Origin of the sequence: Flavobacterium sp. W21_SRS_FM3, assembly GCF_052113625.1 — a bacterium.
In the GTDB taxonomy this organism is placed as follows: Bacteria; Bacteroidota; Bacteroidia; order Flavobacteriales; family Flavobacteriaceae; genus Flavobacterium.
The window spans coordinates 52,865-72,231 of sequence record NZ_JBGQOD010000003.1 but is presented as its reverse complement, the minus strand read 5'-3'; the positions used below and the strand labels follow the sequence as shown (position 1 = coordinate 72,231).

The window sequence follows — 19,367 nt, the reverse complement described above, 5'->3', positions numbered from 1 at the left end:
TTATTTATTCTGAAACAGTAATTTCAAACATTTTATCCCAGTTCTTCCCAGTTACAAAAATGGTTTTTGTTTTAGGATTGTAAGCAATACCGTTAAGAACTTCAGCTGCAGTATTTTTTACAAATTTTCGCAATCCTGATAGATTTATGATTCCTTCCACTGCTCCACTAGTTGGGTTCACTACTGCGATGGCATCTTTTTGCCAAACATTGGCATAGATTTTTCCGTCAATCCACTCTAGTTCATTGATGGCTTTTATTTTTGTATCTCCAGAATAGACATTAATATAGTCTAACATTTGTTGGTTTTCAGGGTTGCTAGTCCAGATTTTTTCTGTTCCATCAGATTGATAAATATTTTTACCGTCGTTTGTCATTCCCCATCCTTCAATGTCTTTTGTGAAAGCAAAAGTTTTTTCTAGTTTTAAAGTAGTGGCATTATAGATAAATCCTGTTTTTTCTTGCCATGTCAATTGGTACAATTTGTTGTTTAGAAATGTGATTCCTTCGCCAAAGTATTTGTCTTCTAAATCAACCTGTTTGAATATTTTTCCTGTTTTATAATCGTATTTTCTAAAATAGGAAGATCCCTTTTGACCTGTACTTTCATATAATGTGTCTTTGTAGAATTCTAAACCTTCTGTAAATGATAAGGTATCGTGAGCATGTGTATTGACTATTTTATACTTCAGTAATTTTGGTTGTACATTAGATACTAATTCAACTCTTGCTGTTGCTTCGGCATTTTCGCCTTCGTAATACACTAATGCTTTTAAATTTTGGTAACCTAATTTCTGCTCTTTTAAAGGAAATGACAGTTGGTTAGCACCTTTTGAAGATCCTATTTTTTTATCATTTATGTAATATATTACGCTATCAATTGCTTTTGTATTTGGGTTTAGAACGCTTAAGTTAAGCGCGTCAGAAGTAATGTATTTCTGTTTAAACTCTGAATTATTGAAAGTAAATAAAGAATTTTCACTTTTTTTTGTGTCTCCACAATTGGTAAGGGTTATGCCTAATAAAATGATAGATAGTAAGTTATATTTTTTCATGTTTTATTTTTTTGAATACCACAATATACAATGTTATTTTTACAGCACAAAGGGCTTGCAAAAATATAAAAAGGTTGTATATTTGCACCGGCAAGTCCTACACGACCAGCTCCTGCAGACTCCCCCAGGATGGGAACATAGCAAGGGTACGTGGTTGAGCGGTGCGATGTAGGTCGCTTGCCATTTTTTTATAATCTGTTAGTTTCGGCTAGTCAGATTTTTTTTATGCCAATTTGTAACTGTTTTCAAAATAATAAGAATAGTAGTCTTCCTTATGGAGGATTTTTTTATTTTTGGACAATTCTAAATAAGTAGGTTTAATGATGCTATAATTGTTAGTATCTACTAGAATTTATAATCTACACCTTAAAGAGTATTTAATGAATAAAGTAGTATTGATTACTGGAGGTTCTTCAGGAATAGGGAAATCTATTGGAGAATTTTTGCACCACAAAGGAATTGTTGTTTATGGAACAAGTAGGAATCCAGATCGCGTTTTGAATTCTGTTTTTCCATTAGTAGCTTTAGATGTTCGCGACGCTGCTTCTATTGAAAGTGCGGTTGCTAAAATAATCGCCACCTCTGGTAGACTGGATATTGTAGTAAACAACGCAGGTGTGGGTATTACAGGTCCTATGGAAGAAATTCCTACTTCTGAAATGAAGAGTCATTTTGACACCAATTTCTTTGGTCCTATCGAAGTAATGAAGGCTGTTTTACCACAAATGCGTGCACAAGGAGACGGGTTGATTATCAATATAACTTCAATAGCAGGATACATGGGGCTGCCTTATCGCTCGATGTACTCGGCTTCAAAAGGAGCATTAGAAATCGTGACCGAAGCACTGCGCATGGAAGTGAAAGCTTTTGGTGTTCAAATAACTAATGTGGCTCCTGGTGATTTTGCTACAAATATAGCTTCTGGTCGATATCATGCACCAGTTATCAAGGGATCTGCTTATGAAACATCTTATGGCGAATCTTTAAGAACTATGGATGAGCATGTCGATGCGGGAAGTAATCCTAATGAAATGGCTGAGGCGGTTTATAAAATCATACAAACTAAAAATCCTAAAATTCATTATAAAGTAGGTGCGTTTATGCAGAAATTTTCTATTGTTTTGAAAAGAATTCTTCCTGATAAAGTGTATGAAAAAATGCTGATGAATCATTATAAGTTGTAATTTTGCAGCAAGTTTGCGTGAGGGATAGCAGTGAAAAGCCCACAGCAGCGTGTAGCGATAGCGAAACGATGCGAGGACTTGCAGCGAATAGCCCGACCCGATCCCGATTGCTATCGGGATTAATGAGGGTCACGCCCAAAAAAATAAAACACACAATTTAATATAAATATTATGAAATTTTTTATTGACACGGCTAATTTAGCTCAGATTAAAGAAGCGCAAGCATTAGGAGTTTTGGACGGAGTTACAACTAATCCATCATTGATGGCTAAGGAAGGAATTACTGGAAAAAACAACATTTTGAAACATTATGTTGACATTTGTAACCTAGTTGAAGGTGATGTAAGTGCTGAAGTGAATGCGCTTGATTATGATGGAATGATTAAAGAAGGTGAAGAATTAGCTGATTTGCATGAGCAAATTGTTGTTAAATTACCGATGACTAAAGAAGGAGTTATGGCGGCTAAATATTTCTCAGATAGAGGAATTAAGACAAACGTAACTTTAGTATTCTCAGCTGGACAAGCTTTATTGGCTGCAAAAGCGGGTGCTACTTATGTTTCTCCATTTATTGGTCGTTTAGATGATGTTTCTACTGATGGTTTAGCTTTGATCGAAGAAATCAGAGATATTTATGACAATTATGGTTATGAAACACAAATTCTTGCTGCATCTGTACGTCATACGATGCATATTGTAAATTGTGCAAAAATTGGTGCTGATGTAATGACTGGACCACTTTCTGCTATTTACGGATTGTTGAAACACCCTTTAACTGATATTGGTTTAGCACAGTTTGTTGCTGATTTCGAAAAAGGGAATAAGTAAAAAGAATTTTATAAGAGCAATCAAGTGCTCGTATAATGACATAAAAAAAGTGCCATTCGCTGCGGTGAATGGCACTTTTTATTTTACTTACTGTATAATTATTTGCGTACAAATGGTGGTAATAATTTTGAAGAAACTTCTCCAAAACCAATACGAACTTGACTGTTTTTGCAAAAGCCTTTCATAATTACAGTGTCATTGTCGTTGATGAACTTACGTTCAGTACCATCGTTAAGTTTGATAGGGTTTTTACCTCCCCATGTCAGTTCTAACATAGAACCGTAACTGTCAGGTGTAGGTCCAGAGATAGTTCCAGATCCCATCATGTCTCCTGAATTGACACGGCAACCGTTAGAAGTATGGTGTGTTAATTGCTGGTTCATGGTCCAGTACATGTATTTAAAGTTAGAGTTACTTACAACTGTAGGCTCTGCGTCTTCTGGTTGGATAGCTACTTCTAAGTTGATATCAAATGAATGTTTCCCTTTTTGCAATAAATACGGTAACGGACTAGGATTTTGTTTAGGTCCAGGAACTCTAAATGGCTCTAATGCATCCATAGTAACAATCCATGGTGATATTGATGAAGCAAAGTTCTTGGCTAAGAAGGGTCCTAGTGGCACGTATTCCCATTTTTGAATATCACGAGCGCTCCAGTCATTTAATAAAACCATCCCGAAGATATAATCTTCAGCTTCGCTAATAGGAATCATTTCTCCCATCACATTAGCATCTGTCGTAATAAAAGCCGTTTCAAGTTCAAAATCAATTAAACGAGATGGTCCAAAAACAGGTGTGTTTTCACCGGCAGGTAAGGTTTGACCAATAGGTCTATGAACAGGAATTCCAGAAGGTACTATAGTTGAACTTCTACCGTGGTAACCTACAGGAATGTGAAGCCAGTTAGGTAATAAGGCGTTATCTGGGTCACGGAACATTTTTCCTACATTAGTAGCGTGTTCTTTACTAGAATAGAAATCAGTGTAATCACCAATAAGGACTGGTAATTGCATTTCTACATCTGCGATATTAAAAATAACGATATCACGATGTTTTTGTTCATCGCGTAATTTTGGGTTGTTGTTGTCAAAAATGTCAGCAATACGATTACGAACTAATCTCCAGGTTTTTTTACCATCTGAGATAAAGTCGTTTAAGGTATCTTGCATGAACATATCATCAGTTAATTCAATACCTGCAAAGTAATTTAGTTGTTGTAAAGCTCCTAAGTCTATTGCGAAATCACCGATTCTAGTTCCTACGGTAACAACATTTTCTTTAGTTAAGAAAACTCCAAATGGAATATTCTGAATTGGGAAATCACTGTTTTCTGGTACTTCTAACCATGATTTTCTGTTAGTATCGTTGGCTGATATTGGCATAATATGTTAATTGTTTTGTTGAAAATTATACTTCAAATATATTATAATCTAAGAGTTTGGCAAGCGTTTTTTTGTATTTTTGCTACAAATTAACTAAATTCAAAGAAATGCAACGCGACGAACAAATTTTTGACCTTATTCTAGAAGAACAAGAAAGACAAATACACGGATTAGAACTAATTGCCTCAGAGAACTTTGTAAGTGATGAAGTAATGGAAGCTGCTGGTTCAGTATTAACTAATAAATATGCTGAAGGATATCCTGGAAAAAGGTATTATGGTGGTTGCGAAGTGGTAGATGTTGTAGAGCAAATTGCTATTGATAGAGCAAAGGAATTATTTGGTGCTGTTTATGCCAATGTGCAGCCACATTCAGGTTCGCAAGCAAATACAGCGGTGTATCATGCTTGTCTACAGCCAGGAGATAAAATATTAGGATTTGACTTATCTCATGGTGGTCACTTAACTCATGGTTCACCAGTGAACTTCTCAGGACGTTTGTATACTCCTGTTTTTTACGGTGTAGATGCTGAGACAGGTCGTTTAGATTATGATAAAATTCAAGAAATTGCTACTAAGGAGCAACCTAAATTAATTATCGCTGGAGCTTCGGCTTATTCTCGTGATATGGATTTTGAGCGTTTTAGAGTAATTGCTGATAGTGTAGGGGCAATCTTATTTGCTGATATTTCACACCCAGCAGGACTGATTGCTAAAGGATTAATGAATGACCCAATTCCTCATTGTCATATAGTATCTACTACTACTCACAAAACATTGCGTGGGCCTAGAGGTGGATTAATATTAATGGGTAAGGATTTTGAAAACCCAATGGGATTAAAAACACCAAAGGGAGAAATCAGAATGATGTCCTCTTTATTAGATCTTGCCGTTTTCCCTGGAAATCAAGGTGGTCCTTTAATGCATATTATTGCAGCTAAGGCTGTTGCATTTGGAGAAGCTTTAAAAGACGAGTTTTTTACCTATGCGATGCAATTGCAAAAAAATGCCAATGCAATGGCAGATGCTTTTGTAAAAAGAGGGTATAATATTATCTCTGGTGGTACAGATAACCACATGATGTTAATTGATTTAAGAAATAAAGGTATATCTGGTAAAGAAGCTGAAAATGCTTTAGTAAAAGCAGAAATCACTGTAAATAAAAATATGGTTCCATTTGATGATAAATCACCGTTTGTTACCTCAGGTATCCGTGTAGGAACTCCAGCTATAACGACTCGTGGTTTAGTAGAAGAAGATATGGAAACAATCGTTGCTTTAATTGATAAAGTATTGACTAATCATACTGATGAAGATATTATCGAAGAAGTAGCAAACGAAGTAAATGAAATGATGAGCGAAAGAGCAATCTTCGTTTTTTAAAAAGTTTACTAGTTTGAATATTGAAAGTTTAAGGTTTTGTAAGGTTGAAAACACTACAAAACTTTAAACTTTTTTTTAAGTACCTCTAGGTTTAAACCAATTTTAAATTAAAAAAATGTCTGTATTACGATTAAAGCTGCCTACAGACCCAAGATGGGTTAATATAGTTGAGAAAAATATCGAGGAAATCTTGACAGATCACGCTTGGTGTGAACAAAAAGCAGCAACCAATGCTATTACCATAATTACTAATAATTCAGAACATCAAGATTTAGTCAAAGATTTATTGGCTTTAGCCAAAGAAGAAATTGATCATTTTGAGCAAGTGCATAATATAATTATTAAAAGGGGGTTAAAGCTAGGCAGAGAACGCAAAGATGATTATGTGAATGAATTGTATTTATATATGAAGAAAAGTGGAAATGGGAGTAGAGTTTCCAGTCTGGTGGAGCGCTTACTGTTTTCGGCAATGATTGAGGCTCGCAGTTGCGAGCGCTTTAAAGTTTTGTCAGAAAACATACAGGATGACGAATTAGCAGTCTTTTATAGAGACCTAATGGAGAGCGAAGCGGGACATTATACAACTTTTATTACATATGCGAGAAAATATGGTACGGGAATTGATGTAGAGAAGCGCTGGAGAGAATGGATTGAGTTTGAAGCATCCGTTATTGCCAACTACGGAAAAGGCGAAACCATTCACGGCTAGCACTTAGATGTGTATTTAATGCTATTGAAAATTATTTTCAGCGGTAATAAAAAGAGGTTTATAAATCAATTGGTTACAAAAATGGCAGAATATTATGCCATTTATTTTTGATTTAGTTCTCGTTTTTTTCGTCCGATTATTATTTTTGGTATATATTTATAAAATTTATTTGTAATAATAACAACTTAAGTATTAAGATGAGGCTCTATATAAAATATGACGGTATTGTGGCTTGTAGAGTAATCTTACAAGAGCAGTTAGAAAAATTAGGTATTAGTTACAAACTTTTAGAGTTAGGTGAAATTGAGATAAGCAACAGTGTTCCTAAGGAAACGCTAGCAGAACTTCAAGAAGTACTCAATAAGTATTCGATTTTTATCGTTAGTAATGAAAAAAGCCAGTTGATTCAAAGAATAAAAGATGCTATTGTAGAGATGGTTTATGAAAAAGATAAGCTCCCTTCTGTAACCATATCTCAGTATTTATCAGAAAAGCTAAATTTTAGTTACGGATATATAACTAATATTTTTTCGGAATATACCTATACTTCAATTGAGAACTTTATTATCATTCAGAAAATTGAACGTGCTAAGAAATTAATCATTGAAGACGAATTGACACTGACAGAAGTTTCGTATAAATTAAATTACAGTAGTGTTGCTTATTTATCCAGTCAATTTAAAAAAGTAACAGGCTTAACACCTTCGGCTTTTAAAAGAATAGTAGACAAGAGAAGAAGCTTGTCAAATTAAAAAAAAAATAAACAAACAGAAAAAGTTATGATTACACACAAGGATTCGATACATATTTTGATTGCAGATGATGATGAAGATGATCGTGCCTTCTTTAGTGATGCGATGATGGAACTGAGAATGAACAATAAACTAACATTATTTAATGATGGTAAAGATTTAATGGAATATTTAGCAGATCCAGATATTGTTATGCCACACATATTGTTTCTGGATTTAAATATGCCTTATAAATCAGGATTTGAATGTTTAAAAGAAATCAGGGCTGACGAAAGATTTAAAGAGGTATCTATTGCGATATATTCAACGTCATCTTCAGAGAAAGATATTGAAGAAACTTTTATTGAAGGTGCAAATATTTATATAAAAAAACCAAATGACTTCACCAAGCTTAAAAAAGTGATAAAAGAAGTATTAAACATTAATTGGCAATTTCATTCATCTGGTTTAAATAAAGAAACTTTTTTCTTTAGCATATAATATACTTTTTGATGAAGTTAGTAAACTTATATAGAAATTCTCAAATATTTAAGATTGCTTTAGGAATAGCAATCGCTGTAGTAATATATATAGCATCTGTTTTTTATAAACAGATGCAAAGTTTAGAATCATCAGTTAATTTAATAACAAATTCTACAGAAACGCAACTGGAATTAGAACGGGTACTTTCTATAATAAGTATTTATGAAACTAATTTACGTAGTTACATCATTACAAAAGATCAATCCTATCTTGAACATCGCTTTTTAAGAAAAGGGGAAATCGATTTGAATTTTAGCCGCATCAAAAAGTTAGTAGCAAACAATCCTGCTAGGACTAAGGATGTAGAACAGTTAAAGAGAATGATCGATTATCGATTTGCCCTGTTTAGGGAAACATTGCTCCTAGCTAAAAGTCCTAATACAGATAGCCAACGCTTAAATGCCAAATTACAAGAAAGTAGTGACTTCACGGAATCTATGAAAACCTTTGTCTATAAAACTATTAATGCAGAGGGGGATAAATTAAAAATTCACAACAACAACCATCAGTTCGAATTACAAGATTCTATTATCAGTGCCTTTTTACTGGTAATATTATCCTTACTCATTTTATTATTATCGTTTAATAAGATGAATGTAGATATAAGAGAGCTTAAAAAAGCCAATGACGAACTTAAGTTTCTTAATCACGCTTTTAATAATGCAGAAAAGATAGCCGGTTTTGGACACTGGAAAATTAACCTGGAGACCATGGTCTATACTTTTTCAGATAATTTCTTCCGATTAATTGGCGTCGAACCACATTCATTTGAACCAAATTTAGCAAATGTTGCCAAATTTATTCATCCTGATGATTTAGAGTATGTGATTAAGACACATAAGGATTCTTTAGAAACCAAAGAGTCTACTTCAATAATGTTCAGATTTGTATTGCCCAATGGTGATTACAGGTACATAATATCAGTTGGAACTTTTACAAGAAATAGCGAAGGACAAATGGTTAAAACTGGTGTTAATTATGATATGAGTGACCAATACAAAAAGACATTAGAACTTGAAGAAAATAATAAAGAACTAAAAAGTATTAATGAAGAGCTAGAGTCCTTTAATAATATTGTAAGTCATGATCTTCAAGAACCCTTGCATAAAATTCAAATGTTTATCTCAAGAATTGAGGCTAAAGAAATGGATTTAATAACAGAACAAGGAAAAGTATATTTTTCTAAAATTCGTACCTCTGCTAATAAAATGCAAACGCTGTTGATTGATTTAGTAAATTATTCTCGAACTATTAAGGGCGATAAAGTATTTGTTGAAACAGATTTAAATGAAGTTCTACTTCAAGTTATTGATGATTTATCTCTTAATATCGAAAATAAAAAAGCCTTAGTTAGTGTAGCACTTTTACCCACATTAAAGGTTATTCCATTCCAAGTAGAACAACTATTTATTAATTTAATATCTAATTCTCTTAAGTATAGCAAGGAAGAACTAATTCCAGAGATTACTGTTTTTACTGAAGAGATTGAAATTAATGATATTTATGAAAACGAACTTATTAGCAATGATGATTTTTATAAAATCGTAGTATCTGACAACGGTATTGGCTTTAAGCAAGAGTACGCTGATAAAGTTTTTATATTATTTCAGCGACTGGAGAAAGATTCGAAATATTCAGGAACGGGTTTAGGCTTGGCTATTTGTAAAAGAATTGTAGAGAATCACGATGGATTTATTAAAGTGAATTCTGAACCGGGTGTTGGAACTCGATTTGCAATTTACTTACCCAAAAAGTTTTCGTCCTAGATTGACTTACTAATGGTAAGCATTTGTACGAAGTTAAAATAATACGTTGTTATCTAGTAGCACTCATTTTTCAATACCTATTTTATGATTACAATTTCACAAGCTACTCCAGAAGATTTTAAAATAATTCGTGATATCGCTTATGAGACTTGGCCTCACGCATATGGAGAAATTCTTTCTAAAGCGCAATTAAGCTATATGTTGGAAGCTTTTTATTCGATAGAAGCGTTAAAGGATAATGTGAACAATAAAGGGCACCATTTCTTATTAATAAAAGAGAATGAATGTTTTTTAGGATTTGCCTCTTATGAAAACAATTACAAAAACCAATCGACTACACGTATACATAAAATATATGTTTTACCCCAAACTCAAGGTAAAGGTGTTGGTAAAAAATTAATAGATGCCATTGAATGTATTGCAAATGAGCATAATTCCACTTTACTTTCTTTGAACGTGAACCGCTATAACAAAGCTTTGACTTTTTATCAAAAAATAGGTTTTAAAATAAAAAGCCAAGAAGATATTGAATTAGATTATGGTTATCTAATGGAAGATTTTGTGATGGAAAAACAACTTTAGTTTTTCTATATATCACATAAAATAAATAAATAATAGTTTGTAACTAATTGTTTTACAGTAAAAAAGAGGTAAATTTAAGTCATTATTTTTACTCATTTACTTAAAAGCTGTTGATGAAAATTATTAGACTTTATTATTTATTTGTAATGCTAAGCTTTATCTCTTGTTCGAAAAAAGAAAAGGGCATTAAACCCCAGGTAGGAACTATAACTGAGGCGGTTTATGCTTCAGGTATTATCAAAGCAGAAAATCAGTATGTCGTTTATGCCACAGTAAATGGTATTTTACAAAAAATAAATGTAGTTGCTGGGCAGTCAATCAAGGAGAATCAATTGTTATTTGATATTGAAAGAAAGAAAGCAGAAATAAACACTGAAAACGCTCGACTGACGTATGAACTAAGTAGAGAAAACAGCCGTTATATTCAAGATCGACTTGCAGAAATGGAAATTAAGGTTCAAAGCGCGAAGGATAAATTTGCCTTAACTGAATCCATTTATAAACGCAATGAACGTATTAAAAATTTAGAAGGTATTTCAGAAATTGATTTTGAAGCTGTTACTTTAAATTTTAAAAGTGCAAAACTTAGTTATGAAACTTCTAAAAAGCAGCTAGCTCAACTCAAAGAGCAATTGCGTACGGAGCAAAAAAGGAATTCGAATAATCTTAGGTACAATCAACAATCACAAAATGATTTCAGTATTAGAAGTGCGTTTTCGGGGCAATTATTTGATATCCTAGTAAAAGAAGGTGCTCTGATTTCTCCTCAAACACCTATGGCTATCATTGGAAAAGCTAATTCCTTTATAATCGAATTAGAAGTGGATGAAAATGATATGGTACAGGTTGCTATGGACCAGAAAATTATGGTAACCATGGATAGTTATAAAGGGACTGTTTTTGAAGCTTATGTTTCAAAAATTTACCCCATCATGGATGAGCGATCACGTACTTTTAAAATTGAAGCTCATTTTATAAACCCTCCCAAAAAACTATATCCTAATTTAACAGCCGAAGCAAATATTATTATTAGACAAAAGGAAAATGCGCTTATCATACCAAAAAACTATTTGGTTGATCAAGAATATGTCTTTCTTGATAAGGAAATAAAGAGGAAAGTAAAAATTGGTTTAACTGATTATATGAAGGTAGAAGTCTTAGAAGGACTAGATAAAGACGATCTTATTTATAAACCCAAAGAATGAAGTCTAAGCTAATCGTAAATATTGCACTCCATCTTCTTCTTGCTCGTTTAAAACAGACCATTGTTGCGGCGGTAGGAGTGACTTTTGGGATTGCCATGTTTATTGCTTTGGTAAGTTTTATGAATGGTTTAAATGATCTACTGGATGATTTGATGCTTAATCGAACTCCACACGTACTGCTGTATAATGAAGTCAAACCGTCAGAAACACAGCCGCTGGATTTATCGCAGCAATATAAAGACAACATGAATTTTATAAACTCTATAAAGCCCAAGGATCGCGGGAAGTCGATATACAATAGCAAAAAGATTATTCATAATTTAAAACAGGACAAACGAATTATTGATGTAGCTCCTAAGGTAGTTGCTTCTGTTTTATTTAACTCAGGTACTATTGAAATTGCAGGTTTTATAAACGGCATTGATTTAATAGCAGAAGATAAATTGTTTAAAATTAGCGATTACATAAAAGAAGGTGTAGTAACTGATTTAGAGCAAAATAACAGTATAATAATTGGTAAGGGCCTAGCCGATAAAATGATGCTGACTAAAGGTGATATCATTAAAGTATCGAGTTCTAATGGTGACTTAGCAGCATTAAAGATTGTAGGTATATCAGAATTAGGAATATCAGAAATAGACAATGTAATGAGCTATTCTTCACTTGAAACGGCCCAAAAGCTGCTTGGAGAGCCCACTAATTATATAACTGATATCCAAATTAATCTTTTCGATAAAGAGTCGGCACCAAAAGTGGCAAAAGAACTTCATCAAGAATTCAATTTAGATACGATTGATTATGTAGCTGCTAATGCCCAGTTTGAAACTGGCAGTACAATTCGGGGGATAATCTCTTATTCTGTTGGGATAGTGCTTTTAATTGTAGCAGGTTTTGGAATATACAACATATTGAACATGATGATTTACGAAAAAATGGATAGTATTGCTATCTTAAAAGCAACAGGTTTTTCTGGTAGTGATGTTAAATGGATTTTTATAACATTGTCCGTAATCATAGGGTTTACCGGAGGAATTTTTGGACTATTATTTGGTTATATTTTTTCATCGATTATTGATGTCATACCTTTTGAAACAAGTTCGTTACCAAATTTAAAAACATATCCTATCAATTATAGTCCTGTCTTTTATATGATAGGAATTTTGTTTGCATTATTCACTACAATTATTTCTGGATTATTTCCTGCTTTAAAAGCAAGTAAAGTGGATCCAGTAGAAATTATTAGAGGAAAATAGTATGGAAAATATTGCTTTACAAACGGTTGATTTATCTAAGTTTTTCTACGATCCAATAGAATTCCAAGTAATTAAAGGGGTTAATTTAACTATTAATCATGGAGAATTTGTATCGATTGTAGGGAAGTCGGGAAGCGGAAAATCTACATTACTATACTTGCTATCTACCATGGATACAGATTATGAAGGGCAGTTGTATATTGATAACGAGTTAGTGACTGGTCAGTCGGATACTAAGTTAGCAGCAATAAGAAATGAAAAAATAGGATTTGTTTTTCAATTTCACTATTTGTTATCAGAGTATAGTGTCTTAAAGAACGTGATGCTTCCTGGTTTAAAATTAGGTAAACTATCTGAACAAGAATTAGAATACCGAGCCATTGAGCATCTTAAAACCTTAGGTATTGAAAAACATGCGTTAAAGATGACACATCAATTAAGCGGCGGTGAGAAGCAAAGAGTAGCTATAGCTCGCGCTTTAATTAATGATCCTCTGATAATAATGGGGGATGAACCAACAGGGAATTTGGATCAAAAAAATGGAGATATCGTTTTTGATATTTTTAAAAAATTAACAGCTGATTATAATCAAACCATCTTAATTGTCACTCATGATACTGATTTTGCAAATAAAACCGACCGAATAATTACAATGGAGGATGGGCGCATATTGTCATAGTTGAAACTATTGTACTACGATATCGTATTTTGAAAGTAATCCCTTTACTCCCGAAATGCTAAATTTTGCCTTCTTTAATTTGGTTATGGAGGGATCTATCGTGTAATTATAACTAGTTGTGAAGTCCGCTTTATTGGCATTAGCCTTAGCAAATTCAGAACGATACAAATCACAACGGTCATAAACAACTTCGTTTAAATTGCTATTCATGAAATCAGTAGCAATCATACTGCAATTTGTAAAATGGGTGCTTTTTAAATTTAGTGAGTAAAATTTCGAAAAATCTAATATACAATTGGTGAAATTTATTTCAAAAATAAATTTGTCGCACATAGCAAAATTTACCTCTTTAATTGCACACTTTTTAAAATGAACATTTCGTAGGGCAACGTGATTTATGTGTGCATTGCTAAAATTACAATTTTGAAAAACACAATCTATGAAAGTCACCGCAATGAAATTACAATCAGTAAAATTACTGTCATAAAAAACACAGGATTCGTATTCTTTTTGATTCAAATCATCTCTCTGAAATTTAATGGATCGGTATTCTTTATCTAGAAAATATTGCGTCATTAAGTTGTATTAAATTGAGGTAACAAAAGTGAAATTTTGTAGCTGCAAATTAACAAAAATAAACGATAATTTTGCCTTTAAAACTCGTTCAAAAAAAGCCGTTTTTTAGTCGAAAAATATGCCGTAAATATTCTTTCAAAATTCGATATAAAATAGCTGAAATTAAGATAAATAATGCCCGATTAAGATTAAAAATAAGTATCAATATATTTTATTTTTAACTTTTTTTTAAAAATTAAAAAATGTGCTAACTAATGTGTTTACAGTATGTTTAGACTTTTTTTATAAAAACAATTATACTATTTTATAATAAAGTTGTAACATTATCACGTCAGAATTTTAAGATTAATTTTTTTTCATAATATTTCTATAAATCAATGAAATTTAGAGCTGATTTCAAGAGATTAATCACTTCTTTTTTTTATTTTTGAATCACTAAAAAACACCTTTTTAGGTAGTTGAATTTTGAAATATAATTTTTTTATATAAAAGTGTTCTCAGGAATGATTTTTTTATTTAATTCGAAGATTTATGTTGGGTATTATTTTTTATAAAAACCCTTTTAAATTGAACGAATTTTATTTCGAATTTCAAGCTGTTTTTGTTAGAAATTTTGCTCAATGCAAAAGGAAAGAAATACAACATTATGATACTAATTGTCGATGATATAAAAGCAAATATTGTAGCACTAAAAAAAATACTAGAGCTGCATAACTTGGAAGTAGATTCAGCTGAATCTGGTGATGAGGCTTTAAAGAAAATTTTGAAGAATAATTATGCTCTGATAATTATGGATGTTCAAATGCCTGGAATGGATGGATTTGAAGTGGCGGAGATCCTAGCGGGTAGTAATCGAACTAAAGACATACCTGTGATCTTTTTATCTGCAGTAAATAAACAGAAAAAATTTATTTCTAAAGGTTATGAAACCGGCGGAGTGGATTACATAACTAAACCAGTAGATTCTGATTTGTTAATACTTAAAGTTAAGACGTTTCTAAAAATATTTCAGCAGCAAAACGAATTAAAATCCATTAGAGATTTATTATCTAAGGAAATTGAAATTCGAAAAGAAGCACAAGAGAACCTAGAAAATAAAGTCTCAGAACGTACTAAGGAGCTTGTGGATAAAAATGATGAGTTAGAATTAAGAAACCACGAGTTACAACAATTTTCTTGGGTAGTATCACATGATCTCAAGGAGCCCCTCCGAAAAATTCAGATCTTCAATAATATTATTAAAGACAGGTATTTAATAGAAGATGAAAAAGCAGTGGATTACGTTAATCGTACAGTCAAATCTGCAGAGAGAATGCAAAATTTAATTTCTGACTTATTAGAATATTCTCGTTTATCTGCTAAGGTTACTCCAGAGAAAGCAGAACTAAACAACCTTGTGAATGAAGTTGTTTCTGATTTTGATTATTTAATTGACGAAAAACAGGCTACAGTAAAAATAAATAATCTACCTACTATTAAAGGAATACCCACCCAACTAAGGCAAGTGTTTCAGAACTTAATTGGTAATTCATTAAAATTCACCAAAAAAGAAGAGCTACCTGTTATAGAAGTCAGCTGTGATCTAATTGAAAGTCGTGATTTTGACAGTGAAAAGTCAGACAATGGTAAGTTTTGTAGAATTACGGTAAAAGATAACGGTATTGGTTTTGATGAACAATATTTAAATAAAATATTTATGATTTTTCAGAGTTTAAGTGATCGTAAAGTCTATGAAGGTACAGGAATTGGACTCGCGATAGCTAAAAAAATTATTGAAAAACATAATGGTTTAATAACAGCCAAAAGTAGTGTAGGGGAAGGGGCTAGTTTTATTATGGTACTACCTTTAGATTTTAGTATTTAAAAAATAAATTAATACGTTTATATAATATACATGGAAAGTAAATTTAAGAGAAATTTATACATTAGTTCTTCAATATCTATTATGATATTAATGATAAGTTCAACCGCCTCTTTTATCAGTATTAGAAGTCTTTTACACAGTAATTCCTTAGTGAACCATACTCAGGATGTGATTTACAATTTAAATGAAGGAGCAGCCCAAATTGTTGATGCGCAAACCAGTATGCGTGGTTTTCTTGTTACTGGACGAGAAGATTTTTTAAATCATTTTGACGAAGCAGAAGAAAATGCAAATGCTTATTTTGAGAAAGTTGAGCAACTCACCTTAGACAATTCAGTGCAACAAAACAGCTTAAAAGAGTTGAAACCTCTTAGAGCTAAATTATTTACTTTTTTAAGATATCGCATTGCTGATAAACGAATTGGTGTCAATATTTTATCCTATGATTTAGATACAGGAAAAATGTTAATGGACAATATACGCGTTATTGTCAAGAGAATTGAAAAGCATGAACAAGATTTGCTTATTCAACGAAATGCTACCTCTGAAAAATATGGGGATTATAGTTCAATTTTAATTATCATCGCTTTTTTAGTGGCATTAATAATTAGTGTTGTTATGCTTTTTAGAATTTTAAGTGATTATAGAGAACGTTCCCAATTACAACTAGAATTAGAAAAAAGAGATGAAGAAACAGCGCAGCGAATAAAAACTATCAGTGAAATAGCCAGTCAATTATCTGAAGGGAATTATGATATTCGAGTAGATGATGAACAAAAAGATGCGCTAGGTACTGTAGGAATTTCTTTGAATAATATGGGTAAATCACTGAGTACTTCTTTTCAACTATTATCTGAGAAAGAATGGTTGCAAGCTGGTATTGCACAGCTGAATAATATTATGCTAGGTGAAAAGAAATTAAATATACTTACCAAAGACATTATTGAGTTTGTTACTGTTTATTCAAACAGTAGTGCAGGACTTTTATATATCTTAGAAGGTGATGAATTATACCACTCTGCAGGTTATAGCTATATTCCAAATAAAAGTAGAGAACGTTTTAAAATTGGTCACGGTATTTCTGGACAAGCAGCCCTTTCACGAAAACTAGTTGAAATTAAAGCATTAGAAGAAGATGATATTAAAATATCCTATGCATTAGGTGAAGTGAAACCTTCCCATGTAATTGCTTTACCGTTGCAAGATAATAAAGTAGAAGGAGTTATTGAATTAGCTAGTGTTAAAGGATTTTGTAGTACTGAAATCGAGTTTTTAAATACAGTAGCTAGTAATATAGGAATTGCTATAAAGGCAACTCAAAATAGAAAGAGAGTACATGAACTGTTAGAAGAAACACAGTCTCAATCAGAAGAATTAAGACTGCAGCACAGTGAAATGGAAGCAATTAATGCAGAATTAGAAACACAAACTGAAAAACTGCAAGCTTCTGAGGAAGAGTTAAGAGTACAGCAAGAAGAACTGCAACAAACCAATGAGGAGCTAGCAGAAAGAAGTGTTTTATTAGAAGAGAAAAATTCTGAAATCCAAAAGAAATCAGAAGATTTAGAGGTGTCAACCCGTTATAAATCGGAATTTTTAGCTAATATGTCACATGAGTTGCGTACACCTCTTAATTCCATATTGTTATTAAGTAGATTGCTTTCTGAGAATAATGATAACAACATGAACAGCGAACAAATTGAATTTGCGAAGGTGATTCAAAGTTCAGGGAATGGTTTGTTAGGCTTAATTGATGAAATTCTAGATTTATCTAAAATTGAAGCCGGTAAAATGGATCTTGAATTTATTGATATTGCAACTAAAGAGATTACAGATGGCTTAAAAGATTTGTTTACGGAAGTTGCAAGAGATAAGAAAATCAATTTTGAAATTATTGCTAAAGATGCTCCAGTTGTAATTAAGACTGACAAAATGCGCTTGGAGCAAATTCTTAAAAATTTAATTTCTAATGCGATAAAGTTTACTGCCAAAGGGAGTGTGACTTTAGAAATTAAGAGAGATCCAAAGAATGATAACACAATTTGCTTTATTGTAAAAGATACGGGAATTGGTATATCATTAGAAAAACAACCCTTAATTTTTGAAGCATTTCAACAAGCGGATGGCTCTACTAAACGTAAGTACGGGGGAACTGGTTTAGGATTATCTATTAGTAGAGAATTAGCCAAACTTTTAAAAGGTGAAATTTCGCTTAAGAGCGTTCCTGGAGAAGGAAGTGAGTTTATGTTATGTATACCAGTTATAGGATCAGCGATTGAAAGAAATGAAGAGGTTGAAGAACCAACTCCACTTCCTGTCGAAATCATCAAAGATGTTAAAGCGGAAGAAAATAATAAATATTTAAGTCTTACTATTCCAGATGAAATCGAGGATGATAGAGAATCAATTGGGGAGAATGATAAGGTGATTCTAATTGTTGAAGACGACATAAATTTTGCCAAATCTTTACTTACGTTTAGTAGAAAAAGAGGATACAAAGGTGTCGTAGCAGTAAGAGGAGATTATGCTTTAAATTTTGCTCTGTTGTACAGTCCTGTTGGGATTTTATTGGATATTCAGTTACCCATAAAAAATGGTTGGCAAATTTTAGAGGAGTTAAAAGGGAACTGGAAAACAAAACATATTCCTGTACACATCATGTCTTCTCATCAGCTGAAACAAGAAAGTTTGTTAAAAGGCGCCGTGAATTTCTTGGATAAACCAGTGGCTTTCGAAAAAATGCCTGAAATCTTTAAACATATTGAGCAAATAATAAATAAGGAATCTCAAAAGGTCTTAATAATTGAAGACAACCCTAAACATGCTGAGGCGCTAGCTTACTTTTTAGAAACCTATAATATAAAATCTGAAATTAAGAGCGAAGTAGAAGATGGAGTGAATGCATTAAACAAAAATGAAGTAGACTGTGTTATCCTTGACATGGGAATTCCAGATATGAAAGCTTATGATATTTTAGAAGGAGTCAAGAAAAACCCAGGTCTTGAGAATCTACCAGTAATTGTATTTACTGGTAAGAGTTTGTCTATGAAAGAAGAGTTAAAAATTAAAAAATATGCGGACTCGATTGTTGTGAAAACGGCACACTCATACCAAAGAATGCTGGATGAAGTTTCCTTGTTTTTGCATCTTGTTGAAGAAAGTAAAGATGAAGTAGGAAAGCGTGATGTGTACAAGAAAATGAATTTGTTAAACAATATACTAAAAGACAAAACAGTACTCGTTGTTGATGATGATGTTAGAAATATATATTCCTTAACGAAGGCTCTTGAGGTATTCAAAATGAATGTCATTACTGCTATTGATGGTAAAGAAGCCTTAAAAGTTTTAGAAGAAAATCCACAAACGGATATCGTCCTATTAGACATGATGATGCCTAATATGGATGGTTATGAAACTGCAGGGATAATAAGAAAAAAGGAAAGTTTGAAACATTTGCCATTGATTGCCGTTACTGCTAAAGCGATGACAGGTGATAGAGAGAAATGCATTCAGGCAGGGGCATCAGATTATATAACTAAACCAGTTGATATTGATCAGTTATTATCTTTATTAAGAGTATGGTTATACGATAAATTTTAAAAGAAAAAGAATATTTTTTTGTTTGGAAT

16 protein-coding genes and 1 other RNA gene are annotated in these 19,367 nt (G+C 32.4%); 14 read left to right on the top strand and 3 right to left on the bottom strand.

The genetic code is table 11. The features are described from left to right. Nucleotides 1-4 precede the first annotated feature (4 nt). Nucleotides 5-1,054, bottom strand: coding sequence for a glutaminyl-peptide cyclotransferase (locus ACEN2K_RS06595; RefSeq protein ID WP_441758537.1), 1,050 nt, complete (start codon nt 1,052-1,054; stop codon nt 5-7). 88 nt (nt 1,055-1,142) lie between these two features. Between ACEN2K_RS06595 and ffs the strand changes: the two genes are divergently transcribed. The 3 genes from ffs (at nt 1,143) to fsa (ending at nt 3,066) form a co-directional block, all read left to right on the top strand. Beyond that, an RNA gene (gene ffs, locus ACEN2K_RS06590) (signal recognition particle sRNA small type) lies at nt 1,143-1,240 on the top strand. Nucleotides 1,241-1,434: 194 nt separating this feature from the next. Then, nucleotides 1,435-2,238 (top strand): SDR family oxidoreductase, encoded by an 804-nt coding sequence (locus ACEN2K_RS06585; protein ID WP_441758536.1) that lies wholly within the window; start codon nt 1,435-1,437, stop codon nt 2,236-2,238. Nucleotides 2,239-2,409: 171 nt separating this feature from the next. After that, the gene (gene fsa / locus ACEN2K_RS06580; protein ID WP_441758535.1) at nt 2,410-3,066 is read left to right on the top strand and encodes a fructose-6-phosphate aldolase; all 657 of its coding nucleotides are present in this window, start codon (nt 2,410-2,412) and stop codon (nt 3,064-3,066) included. Nucleotides 3,067-3,164: 98 nt separating this feature from the next. Here the strand turns inward: fsa and fahA are convergent, their stop codons facing one another. Next, nucleotides 3,165-4,448: a fumarylacetoacetase gene (gene fahA / locus ACEN2K_RS06575; RefSeq protein WP_441758534.1), complete on the bottom strand. Its 1,284-nt coding sequence runs from the start codon at nt 4,446-4,448 to the stop codon at nt 3,165-3,167. Between the two features lie 107 nt (nt 4,449-4,555). Between fahA and glyA the strand changes: the two genes are divergently transcribed. From glyA to ACEN2K_RS06530, 9 genes are all read left to right on the top strand, one after another. After that, the gene (glyA, locus tag ACEN2K_RS06570; protein ID WP_441758533.1) at nt 4,556-5,830 is read left to right on the top strand and encodes a serine hydroxymethyltransferase; all 1,275 of its coding nucleotides are present in this window, start codon (nt 4,556-4,558) and stop codon (nt 5,828-5,830) included. 115 nt (nt 5,831-5,945) lie between these two features. After that, nucleotides 5,946-6,539 (top strand): tRNA-(ms[2]io[6]A)-hydroxylase, encoded by a 594-nt coding sequence (locus ACEN2K_RS06565; protein WP_441758532.1) that lies wholly within the window; start codon nt 5,946-5,948, stop codon nt 6,537-6,539. 197 nt (nt 6,540-6,736) lie between these two features. After that, entirely contained in the window at nt 6,737-7,291 is a 555-nt protein-coding gene (locus ACEN2K_RS06560; RefSeq protein WP_441758531.1) for a helix-turn-helix domain-containing protein, read from the top strand. A gap of 27 nt (nt 7,292-7,318) precedes the next feature. Beyond that, the gene (locus ACEN2K_RS06555) at nt 7,319-7,771 is read left to right on the top strand and encodes a response regulator (protein ID WP_441758530.1); all 453 of its coding nucleotides are present in this window, start codon (nt 7,319-7,321) and stop codon (nt 7,769-7,771) included. An 11-nt stretch (nt 7,772-7,782) separates the two neighbouring features. After that, a complete protein-coding gene (locus tag ACEN2K_RS06550) occupies nt 7,783-9,579 on the top strand; it encodes an ATP-binding protein (RefSeq protein WP_441758529.1) in 1,797 nt (598 codons plus the stop codon). A gap of 84 nt (nt 9,580-9,663) precedes the next feature. Beyond that, nucleotides 9,664-10,161 (top strand): GNAT family N-acetyltransferase, encoded by a 498-nt coding sequence (locus tag ACEN2K_RS06545; RefSeq protein ID WP_441758528.1) that lies wholly within the window; start codon nt 9,664-9,666, stop codon nt 10,159-10,161. Nucleotides 10,162-10,274: 113 nt separating this feature from the next. Next, entirely contained in the window at nt 10,275-11,366 is a 1,092-nt protein-coding gene (locus tag ACEN2K_RS06540) for an efflux RND transporter periplasmic adaptor subunit (RefSeq protein ID WP_441758527.1), read from the top strand. Further along, nucleotides 11,363-12,619: an ABC transporter permease gene (locus tag ACEN2K_RS06535; protein ID WP_441758526.1), complete on the top strand. Its 1,257-nt coding sequence runs from the start codon at nt 11,363-11,365 to the stop codon at nt 12,617-12,619. The genes ACEN2K_RS06540 and ACEN2K_RS06535 overlap by 4 nt, the downstream gene beginning before the upstream one ends. 1 nt (nt 12,620) lies before the next feature. Continuing rightward, a complete protein-coding gene (locus tag ACEN2K_RS06530) occupies nt 12,621-13,298 on the top strand; it encodes an ABC transporter ATP-binding protein (RefSeq protein ID WP_441758525.1) in 678 nt (225 codons plus the stop codon). A 6-nt stretch (nt 13,299-13,304) separates the two neighbouring features. On the opposite strand, the gene ACEN2K_RS06525 is transcribed toward ACEN2K_RS06530, so the two are convergent. Beyond that, complete coding sequence (locus ACEN2K_RS06525; RefSeq protein ID WP_441758524.1) at nt 13,305-13,874, bottom strand: pentapeptide repeat-containing protein; 570 nt, start codon at nt 13,872-13,874, stop codon at nt 13,305-13,307. A gap of 646 nt (nt 13,875-14,520) precedes the next feature. On the opposite strand from ACEN2K_RS06525, the gene ACEN2K_RS06520 reads away from it, so the two are divergent. Both ACEN2K_RS06520 and ACEN2K_RS06515 read left to right on the top strand, forming a co-directional pair. After that, nucleotides 14,521-15,738 (top strand): sensor histidine kinase, encoded by a 1,218-nt coding sequence (locus tag ACEN2K_RS06520; protein ID WP_441758523.1) that lies wholly within the window; start codon nt 14,521-14,523, stop codon nt 15,736-15,738. Between the two features lie 81 nt (nt 15,739-15,819). Further along, nucleotides 15,820-19,338, top strand: a complete 3,519-nt coding sequence (locus ACEN2K_RS06515; RefSeq protein WP_441758522.1) for a response regulator — start codon at nt 15,820-15,822, stop codon at nt 19,336-19,338. The last annotated feature ends 29 nt before the right edge of the window (nt 19,339-19,367 follow it).

Coding starts and splice junctions, on each gene's coding strand:
- ACEN2K_RS06595 (WP_441758537.1), bottom strand. CDS start 1,054: ATGAAAAAATATAACTTACTATCTATCATTTTATTAGGCATAACCCTT.
- ACEN2K_RS06585 (WP_441758536.1), top strand. CDS start 1,435: ATGAATAAAGTAGTATTGATTACTGGAGGTTCTTCAGGAATAGGGAAA.
- fsa (WP_441758535.1), top strand. CDS start 2,410: ATGAAATTTTTTATTGACACGGCTAATTTAGCTCAGATTAAAGAAGCG.
- fahA (WP_441758534.1), bottom strand. CDS start 4,448: ATGCCAATATCAGCCAACGATACTAACAGAAAATCATGGTTAGAAGTA.
- glyA (WP_441758533.1), top strand. CDS start 4,556: ATGCAACGCGACGAACAAATTTTTGACCTTATTCTAGAAGAACAAGAA.
- ACEN2K_RS06565 (WP_441758532.1), top strand. CDS start 5,946: ATGTCTGTATTACGATTAAAGCTGCCTACAGACCCAAGATGGGTTAAT.
- ACEN2K_RS06560 (WP_441758531.1), top strand. CDS start 6,737: ATGAGGCTCTATATAAAATATGACGGTATTGTGGCTTGTAGAGTAATC.
- ACEN2K_RS06555 (WP_441758530.1), top strand. CDS start 7,319: ATGATTACACACAAGGATTCGATACATATTTTGATTGCAGATGATGAT.
- ACEN2K_RS06550 (WP_441758529.1), top strand. CDS start 7,783: ATGAAGTTAGTAAACTTATATAGAAATTCTCAAATATTTAAGATTGCT.
- ACEN2K_RS06545 (WP_441758528.1), top strand. CDS start 9,664: ATGATTACAATTTCACAAGCTACTCCAGAAGATTTTAAAATAATTCGT.
- ACEN2K_RS06540 (WP_441758527.1), top strand. CDS start 10,275: ATGAAAATTATTAGACTTTATTATTTATTTGTAATGCTAAGCTTTATC.
- ACEN2K_RS06535 (WP_441758526.1), top strand. CDS start 11,363: ATGAAGTCTAAGCTAATCGTAAATATTGCACTCCATCTTCTTCTTGCT.
- ACEN2K_RS06530 (WP_441758525.1), top strand. CDS start 12,621: ATGGAAAATATTGCTTTACAAACGGTTGATTTATCTAAGTTTTTCTAC.
- ACEN2K_RS06525 (WP_441758524.1), bottom strand. CDS start 13,874: ATGACGCAATATTTTCTAGATAAAGAATACCGATCCATTAAATTTCAG.
- ACEN2K_RS06520 (WP_441758523.1), top strand. CDS start 14,521: ATGATACTAATTGTCGATGATATAAAAGCAAATATTGTAGCACTAAAA.
- ACEN2K_RS06515 (WP_441758522.1), top strand. CDS start 15,820: ATGATATTAATGATAAGTTCAACCGCCTCTTTTATCAGTATTAGAAGT.